Origin of the sequence: Paracoccus sp. (in: a-proteobacteria) (genome assembly GCF_032007265.1) — a bacterium.
In the GTDB taxonomy this organism is placed as follows: Bacteria; Pseudomonadota; Alphaproteobacteria; order Rhodobacterales; family Rhodobacteraceae; genus Paracoccus.
On sequence record NZ_DALZMB010000135.1, the window covers coordinates 1 to 8,737 of the forward strand.

An 8,737-nucleotide genomic window follows, 5' to 3' on the forward strand; every position below is an offset into this window, starting at 1 on the left:
TATCCCGGGGGGCCGGCCCGTAAGGGCCGGAAGGGGGCAGAGCCCCCATTTTACGCCATCAATCTTCCTTGGGGCGCAGCATCAGCCAGATCAGCGCCCCACCTGCCAGAACCAAGAATGGCAGCATGGCAAGGTTGACGGCGTTCCACCCGGTCTGGGTCGAGCCGCTCAGGCAGTTCATCAGCCCACCCGATGACAATGAGGCCAGGAAAACGCCGCTAAAGACCACCGCATCATTCACGCCCTGAATGCGGGCGCGCTCTTCGGGGCGTTGGGCTTTGGTCAGCATGGCGGTGGCGCCAATATAGCCAAAGTTCCAGCCACACCCCAGCAAGATCAATGCCAGATAGAAGTTGCCCAGCGTCACGCCTGACAGCGCAACCGCCCCCGCGCAGGCCAGAATGGCCAGCCCCAGCGTCATGATCCGGGCGGCGCCAAAGCGCGCAATTAGCCCCCCGGTAAAGAATGAGGGCAAAAACATGGCAATGACATGGCCCGAGACGATATTTGCCGCATCCGAGGTCTGATAGCCGCAGCCGACCACCGCCAGAGGTGTCGAGGTCATGACCAGGTTCATCAATGCATAAGTCACCGTGCCACAGATCATGGCCACGGCGATTTCAGGAACGCGGATCAATTCGCGCAGGCTGCGTCCTTGGGCCTTGCTGGTCGCGGATGACTGCTGGCGTGGAATGTCCAGAAAAGCGAATAGGAATGGTCCTGCAAGGTTCAGGATAACGATGGCGCCATAGGTCGCCAAAAAGGGCGTTGCCAGCAAAGTCGCGGTTTCGCGAACCAGAAAAGGCCCGGTCAGCGCCGAGCAAAGACCGGCAGCCATCACCCATGAAATGGCTTTGCCCTGAAACTCGCTCGGGGCGCAATCTGTGGCTGCAAAGCGATAAAACCCCTGCGCAGCCATATAGACGCCCGTCAAAAGCCCGCCCGCCGTGAACAGCCAGAACGAGCCGATGCGCAAACCCCAAAATGCAACCGCCGCTCCGCAGGCGCCAGCCAGGCATGACAGCAAGAAACCAGCCTGACGGCCATAGCGCTGCATGAAGGCGGCCAAGGGCCGTGCTGATAGCGCCGAGCCCAGAATGATCATCGAAAGCGGCAGGGTCGCAAGGCAGGCATTGGGGGCCAACATCTGCCCCGCCAGCCCGCTGACCACGAAATTCATGGGCATCTGCGCGCCCAGAATGGCCTGAGCCAGCGCCAGCACAAGAACGTTGCGCTTGGCGCGGCCCAGATCGGTTGCCTCGATGGGCTGGCTCACCCTAGCGCCCGAGTGCCGCAGCCGCCTGAGCGCGTGCGGTGATCGCGGACCAATTCGCCTCTGCGACATCGGCATCGGGTGCAATCCAGCTGCCGCCCACACAAAGGATATTGGGCTGGGACAGATAGCTGGGCGCGCTGTCTAGCGTTACGCCTCCGGTCGGGCAAAAGCTGATTTGCGGCAGCGGGCCGCCCAAGGACTTCAGGTATTTCACACCACCCGCGGCCTCGGCTGGAAAGAACTTGAGCATATCATAGCCCCATTCCAGCAGCCGCATGGCCTCGGATGCGGTCGCCGCGCCGGGCAAAAGCGGCAAGGCTTCATCGATGCAGGCCTGCACCAAGGTCTCGGTTGCGCCAGGAGATACGGCAAAACTTGCGCCGGCATCCTTGGCCCGTTTGACATCATCAGGGCTGAGCACCGTACCCGCACCGACATAGCCGCCCGGAACCTTTGCCATCCGGCGGATTACTTCAAGGGCTGCCGGGGTGCGCAGGGTGACTTCAAGCACCGGCAGACCGCCAAGGACCAGCGCCTCGGCCAGCCCGGTTGCGCGATCAGCATCGCCGACCACCAAAACCGGAATGACGGGCGCAAGATTGCAAAGTTCGCGGCTGCGGACAGATTGGGCGTGAGGCGTCATCGGGGGCTCCGTCAAAATTCGCGCTGAACCTGCGACTTTATTGCGCCGACCGCAAGCCGTCAGCCGCCAAAACCGCGCGATCCACCCGAACTGCGTGCGGTTGCCGATTTGCCAAAGCCACCGCGCTGCGCCACCTGAGATTGGGTCATTGGCGGTTTGCCGATGGTCGAGGGCGCTTTGGTAAAGGTCTGAGCCGGAACCTTGCCTGCGCCACGATTGCTGGCAAAACTCTGGTCGCCCTTGGGGGTCGAATAGCTTCCATTGGCGTTTTGCACCATCGGTTGCGAGAAAATGCCGCCGCCGCGCGACAGCATCGAACCCATCATATAGCCCACGAGCAGCGGCATGAAGGAAAAGCCGCCTCCGCCCTGTGCCTGCTGCTGGCCCGCAGGCGCCTGCGTCGGATCGCCGCCGCATTTGCCAACGCCATGCTCTTGTTCGCAAAGCTCTTTTGATTCGTAACGCGGTGCCGTTTCCAGATATTCAGCCTCGGCTGCTGCAAAATTCTTGCGGCAATCCTCTTCGCTGAACCACAGCCCGTTATCCTTGCTGGCCTCGATACAGCTGGCCAGATCTGGAAAGGACTGGGCGTCTACCTTGTCATCCTCGCAGGCAGCAAGGCCGAGCAGCGCGGTTCCAGCCAGAACCAGCGCGACGTGACGGGAGCGTTTGCGGTGCGACATGACTAGCCCTCGATGAAATGCGGTTTGAAACGAGACAGGTTATGAGTAATGCGGGCGCGGTCCTCGCGGATACCCAGCCCGACGCAGGCCTCGCCAATGATCCAAGCGCCCAAGACCGGGTGAAAGCCGTCGAAATCGGGCAAAGGAGCCAAGGCCTGAACGATCATCGGGTGATGAGAATAGCTGTCATCGGGTGCGGCTTCGGGGCGGCGACCCTCTTGGTGGATGGTCACGCCCGCGCCTTCGCGAGAAAAGATCGGCTTGGTCACATATCCGCGCTTCAACGCCGGTTCAGCAGCCTGAAATGCCGTTGCAACCGCAGGCGTGACCGGACCGGTCCCGCGCAGCGCCGCCTCGATGTCGGATGCGAAAAAGGCAGGCAGAAGGTTCGGATGGCCGGGAAACATTTCCCAAAGCAGCGGCAGCAGCCCCTTGTTGGACAAGACGGCCTTCCATGGCGGCTCGATATAGCGCGTGCCCGAAGGTTGCAGATAGGGCGCGAAATCGTCGCGCAGCATATCTTCCCAGGGATAAAGCTTGAACAGGGTTCCGATGATGCGGTCCTGATCATCGGCAAATTGACCCTCTTCGGTCACGCCAATGGCCGAAAGATCGGTAAAATTCGCGCCCAGACCCGCCTCGCGTGCCGCCCAGGCAAGGGCCTCGACGGTGGCATAATCCTCGGGGTTTGATTTGTCGGCGGCAAAGTGGATGTCGGTGCCCTGATCGGCCATTTCGGCCCAACGCTCAACCACGGCTTCGTGCAGGGCGTTGAATTGATCGGTTTGATCCGACAGCACGCCAAGCTGCTGTTGCTCTTCCAGCCAAAGCCATTGAAAGGCTGCGGATTCGTAAAATGACGTCGGGGTATCAGCGTTATATTCCAACATCTTGGCCGGACCGGTTCCGTCATAGGACAGGTCGAACCGGCCGTAAAGCTCTGGCTCGCCATTGGCCCAAGAGCGTTCGATCAGATCCCAATGGGCGCGCGGAATATCCAGCCGCGTCAGCCATTCCTCGCTGGTGACGGCCTTGGCCACCGCCTCGCGGCAAAGCGCGTGCAATTCGGTCGATGGACCTTCGATGTCATCCTCGATTTCACGCAGGGTGAAACGATAGGCGCTGGTTTCGTCCCAATAGGGCTCTCCGTCCATATCGGCGAAGGTAAAGCCCAGCTCTTGGGCGCGGGCGCGCCATTCGGGACGTTCGGGCAGGGAGATCTTCTGCATCTTGCCTCTTTCGGGTTTCCCGACAGATGGCAAGCCCAGGGCGCGGATGCAAGCCCGACGGCGGTTTTGCCGCAAAAATGCGACAAATGGTGCTGCCCGGGCAAGGGTGGCGCGATGCCCGGGCAGGGGTGATGCGGCAAGCCTAGGAAATGATGCTAAGCGCCTCGCCAGCCAGCAGGGCCGCGTTGCCGCCCGAGGCGGTCGTATCAATGCAAAGGTGGCGCTCGATCACGACATGGCCTTTGTCGATGGCCCCGATCAATGGCAGGATCGGGCCGTTGCGCGCGGCCAAGGCGCGGGCAAGTGCGCGACCGGTTTCGACATCGCCCCACCAGACGGCGCCAGAAATGCCCTCGATCCGGCTTAGCCAATTCGCATCGGGAACACCGTCCAGCGCCAGACCATAGCCGCCCAGACGAGCGATCTCGGCTGCTTGTGCCTTTGCCGTATCATAGCCCGGCCCAAGGCAAAGGATCGGCGGGCGTGAGAACAGGCTGAGCTGGTTCTTTTCGCCCGTTGGCCCAGGAAGATCGATGCGGCTGATAGGGTTCTCGTTAATAGATACCGCTTTAAGATCGTTTTCCAAGCTTTTGTAATAGCTTGAATATGTCTTGCTTTTTGTGCTGGCCTCGATCACCGGGCCTTCTGTGAAGCGCCCCAGATATTCAGGCCCGCCCGCTTTGGGGCCGGTCCCCGAAAGCCCCTCGCCGCCAAAGGGCTGACTGCCCACAACCGCGCCAATCTGGTTGCGGTTGACATAGGCATTGCCCGCATGAATGCGCCCCGCCACGCTGTCGATGCGCGAGGCGATGCGCGAATGCAGGCCAAAGGTCAGCCCGTATCCGGTCGAATTGATCTGAGCCACGACCTGATCCAGCCCGTTGGCCGGGAAGGTCGCAATATGCAGCACGGGGCCAAAGATTTCCTGCTTCATATCCGTGATGGCATCGACCCGCAGCATTGCCGGGGCAATGAAGTGACCACCTTCGGGGGCGGCAAGCAGCTTGATCAGGCGGCCTTCGGCGCGCGCCTGCTCGATATGAGCGCGAATGGGCGCTGCGGCCTTCAGATCGATGACGGGTCCGATATCGGTCTCGGTCAGCGCGGGGTCGCCCAAAGTCAGCTCGTCCATGGCACCGCTGAGCATTTCCAGAACCGGGGCTGCGATGTCCTCTTGCAAATAGAGGCAACGCAGGGCCGAGCAGCGCTGGCCAGCCGATTGGAATGCGCTGGTGACAATATCGCGCACTGCCTGTTCGGGCAAAGCGGTCGAATCGACGACCATGGCATTCAGCCCGCCGGTTTCCGCAATCAGCGGGGCTGTGGGTGACATATGCTCTGCCATCGCGCGGCGGATCATCTGGGCGGTGGCGGTCGAGCCGGTAAAGACAACACCATCGATGCGCCCATCCGAGGTCAGGGCCGCGCCAACCGTGCCGCCTTCGCCCAACAGCAATTGAAGCGCGGTCACAGGCACGCCCGCGCGATGCATCAATCCGACCGCATGATGAGCGATCAAGGGCGTTTGCTCGGACGGTTTGGCCAAGACGCCATTCCCCGCAGCCAGCGCTGCCGCGATCTGGCCTGTGAAAATCGCCAAGGGGAAGTTCCACGGGCTGATCGCCGTAAAAATGCCCCGTGCCGGATTGCGCAGATTGCTCGCCTGCGCCGCGTAATAGCGCAGGAAATCAACGGCCTCACGGATTTCGGCAACGGCATCGCCAAGGGTCTTTCCCGATTCTGCACAAAGAAGCGCAAGCAGGGCGGGCGTGTCAGCCTCGTACAGATCGGCGATGCGGCGCAGGGTCTCTGCGCGGGCCGAGAGCGGTTGCGACCAAGGTTGGGCGGCGTCAATGGCCGCGTCAATCTGCGCCTTGCTTGCCTGATGGACCTGACCCGCGACGCCAAGGGTTGCGGGGTTTTCAACCGGCTCGGCAGGGCCGTTGGGCAAGTCGGCGGCAATCAGGGACATGGCCACCGGCGCAGCTGGCGCCTGCGCGCGCGCATCCAGCAAGGCATCTCGGGCGGGGCGGTCGGCGATGTCATGGCCGCGCGAGTTTTCACGCTCGGGGGTGAACAGACCCGTGCCACGGGCAATGGCGGGATTTTCGATCTGGGCCAGGGCCTCGACCGCCGTCAAAGGGCAGGCGGCCACGACCGAGGGCGCAATCGCCTCATCGACGATCTGGTTCACAAAACTAGAGTTCGCACCATTTTCAAGCAGGCGACGAACCAAATAGGCCAGCAACTCACGATGGGCCCCAACCGGGGCATAGATGCGCAGGCGCGTTTGGTTGTCCTCTTGCACCAGCTTGTGCAGCCCTTCGCCCATGCCATGCAGGCGCTGGAATTCGAAATCGCGGCCCTTGGCCATTTCCAGAACCGCCGAAACGGTCTGCGCGTTATGCGTCGCGAATTGCGGATAGATCCGGTCGGTCATTCCCAACAGGCGCCGCGCAAGCCCGATATAGCTGGCATCGGTTGAAACCTTGCGGGTAAAGACCGGAAAATCGGCCAGACCGGTAACCTGCGCGCGTTTAATCTCGGCGTCCCAATAGGCACCTTTTACAAGCCTGATCATGATTTTGCGATCAAGTCTTCCAGCCATGTCATAAAGCCAGTTGATCGCCGGTCCTGCGCGGCGCCCGTAGGCTTGAACCACGATGCCAAAGCCCTCCCAACCCGCCAATTGCGGATCGCTTAACACGGCTTCGATCACTTGCAGCGAAAGCGTCAGCCGATAGCTTTCCTCGGCATCGATGGTCAGGGGCATGTCGGCTGCGGCGGCCGCGCGGGCAAGGCGGGTGACGATCGGCACAAGTTCGGCCATCACGCGCCCTTCTTGCGCGGTCTCATAGCGGGGATGAAGCGCCGAAAGCTTGACCGAAATCCCGGGGTTGTCGCGCAACCGACCCTTGACGCAAGCCGAGGCGATGGCCGTGATCGCCTTGGCATAGGCGGCCTCGTATTTTTTGGCATCAGCGGCCGTCATCGCGGCTTCGCCAAGCATATCATAGCTTTGCGTGGACTTTGGGTCCTCTGCTGCGCGTTTCATCGCTTCTTGAATGGTTTGGCCCAAAACGAATTGCCGACCCATTTCGCGCATGGCGCGCGTGACGGCTGCGCGAATTACCGGCTGGCCAAGACGGCGCACCGCGCCGCGGATCACACCAGCATCGCGACGCCCCAATACGCCGCCCGTCAGCATCAGCCCGCGCGTCGAGAGGTTCACCAGCGAGGATTTCGAGCGGCCCTTGTGGCGCTTCCAATCGGCGGGCGCGATCTTGTCTTCGATCAGCGCGTCAGATGTCTCGGCGTCAGGCACCCGCAAAAGCGCCTCGGCCAGCGACATCAGGGCAAGCCCTTCCTCGGTGGAAAGGCCATATTCTGCCAAAAACACCTCCATCAAGCCCGGATCAAGCTGGGCGCGGATGCGCGTGACCAGATCAGCACCGGCACGCGAGATGCGCGCGCGCGCCTCGCCATCAAGTGCCGCTTCGGCGATCAAGTCCTGAAGCAAGGGCGCCTCGGGGGCGAGGGTGGCCTTATCAATTGCAGCGAGGGCGGGGGTATAGGCTGACATGCGCGGACTCCTTGACATTAGGCGTGTTATAGCGCTGTTCCTTGGCGCAATCTGACCAATTGAGTGGCTAGTCTTGGACGATACGACCAAAAAATATGATTTTGATAGTTCATTTGCATTGGATCGAATGGACCGTGCCATTTTGGCGGAACTGGCGCGTGACGGACGGCAAAGCGTGACCGAGCTGGCAGGAAAGGTCGGCCTGTCGAAAACGCCCGTGCAGGCGCGGATGAAACGCTTGGAACAGCTGGGGGTTATCGCAGGCTATCGCGCCATTTTGTCGCCAGTGCGCATGAATTTGGCCCATGTGGCCTTTGTCGAGCTGAAGCTGACCGACACCCGCGAAGCGGCACTTCAATCGTTCAACAAAGCCGTAAGGGCCATTCCCGAGATCGAGGAATGCCACATGATCGCGGGTGGTTTTGACTACCTGCTTAAGGTCCGAACGACGGATATCGTCGATTACCGCCGCGTTCTGGCCGAGCAGATTTCGACCCTGCCACATGTGGCGTCAACCTCGACATATGTCGCGATGGAGGCAATCAAGGATAATGCCATCGTTCGCTTGCCAAAATAAGCATATTCAATCGGTTACAAAGAATATTTGACAAAAGCGGACCTATCTAAATCCGGGTCTTGCTCCGGTCGATGCTTCCGGTGATCCTAGTCCGATCAAGGCCCCGAAAGAATCGGGGCAGGACAACAGGGAAGTGCTTCATGACCAAAAGCTTTTCGTTGCGCGCCGCGCTGCTGGCCTCTGCCGTAGCCTTCGCCCCGGCGGCATTTGCCGAGACGCCAAAGGATGTCCTGGTCATCGCTGATCAGATCGATGACATCATCACCATGGACACGGCGCAAAGTTCGGAATTCTCGGGGATCAACGTCACCAACAACCTTTACGACCGACTGGTCGACTTTGACCCGCTGGACCTGAACGCGGGCTTCAAGCCAAGCCTTGCGGAAAGCTGGGAAGTCACTGACGAAGGCAAAACCATCACCTTCAAGATGCGTGACGGGGTGAAGTTCCATTCGGGCAATCCGGTGCGTGCCGAAGATGCGGCCTGGTCGCTACAGCGCGCGGTGAAACTGAACCAAGGCCTGTCCTTTATTCTGACCCAGTTCGGCTTTACCCCCGAAAACGTCGAAGAGAACATCAAGGCAGATGGCGACAAGCTGGTTTTGAAGCTGGACCAGCCCTATGCATACTCCCTAGTCCTGAACAGCCTGACCGCAAGCGTGGCCTCGATCATCGACAAAGAGGCCGTGCTGCCTCATGTCGAGGGTGATGATTTCGGCAATAAATGGCTGGGTCAGAACGAGGCC

General features: G+C 60.8%; 7 protein-coding genes. 2 read left to right on the plus strand and 5 right to left on the minus strand.

Annotation, left to right across the window (positions count from 1 at the left end; genetic code table 11):
* Window positions 1-58: 58 nt before the first annotated feature.
* The 5 genes from RTS12_RS18695 to putA all read right to left on the minus strand — a co-directional run bounded on the left by RTS12_RS18695 (window position 59) and on the right by putA (window position 7,414).
* On the minus strand, window positions 59-1,276 hold the full coding sequence (locus tag RTS12_RS18695; RefSeq protein ID WP_312531208.1) for an MFS transporter: 1,218 nt from the start codon (window positions 1,274-1,276) through the stop codon (window positions 59-61).
* 1 nt (window position 1,277) lies between these two features.
* Window positions 1,278-1,919, minus strand: a complete 642-nt coding sequence (eda, locus tag RTS12_RS18700) for a bifunctional 4-hydroxy-2-oxoglutarate aldolase/2-dehydro-3-deoxy-phosphogluconate aldolase (RefSeq protein WP_312531210.1) — start codon at window positions 1,917-1,919, stop codon at window positions 1,278-1,280.
* 59 nt (window positions 1,920-1,978) lie between these two features.
* Window positions 1,979-2,602 carry a DUF1190 domain-containing protein gene (locus RTS12_RS18705; RefSeq protein ID WP_312531211.1) on the minus strand — a complete coding sequence of 208 codons (624 nt, stop codon included), beginning with the start codon at window positions 2,600-2,602 and terminating at the stop codon, window positions 1,979-1,981.
* Between the two features lie 2 nt (window positions 2,603-2,604).
* Entirely contained in the window at window positions 2,605-3,831 is a 1,227-nt protein-coding gene (locus tag RTS12_RS18710) for a glutathionylspermidine synthase family protein (protein ID WP_312531214.1), read from the minus strand.
* 142 nt (window positions 3,832-3,973) lie between these two features.
* A complete protein-coding gene (gene putA, locus RTS12_RS18715; RefSeq protein ID WP_312531216.1) occupies window positions 3,974-7,414 on the minus strand; it encodes a bifunctional proline dehydrogenase/L-glutamate gamma-semialdehyde dehydrogenase PutA in 3,441 nt (1,146 codons plus the stop codon).
* Between the two features lie 127 nt (window positions 7,415-7,541).
* On the opposite strand from putA, the gene RTS12_RS18720 reads away from it, so the two are divergent.
* Both RTS12_RS18720 and RTS12_RS18725 read left to right on the plus strand, forming a co-directional pair.
* A complete protein-coding gene (locus RTS12_RS18720) occupies window positions 7,542-7,991 on the plus strand; it encodes an Lrp/AsnC ligand binding domain-containing protein (protein WP_312531217.1) in 450 nt (149 codons plus the stop codon).
* A 140-nt stretch (window positions 7,992-8,131) separates the two neighbouring features.
* On the plus strand, window positions 8,132-8,737 hold a 606-nt coding region (locus RTS12_RS18725), incomplete at its 3' end, for an ABC transporter substrate-binding protein (RefSeq protein WP_312531218.1).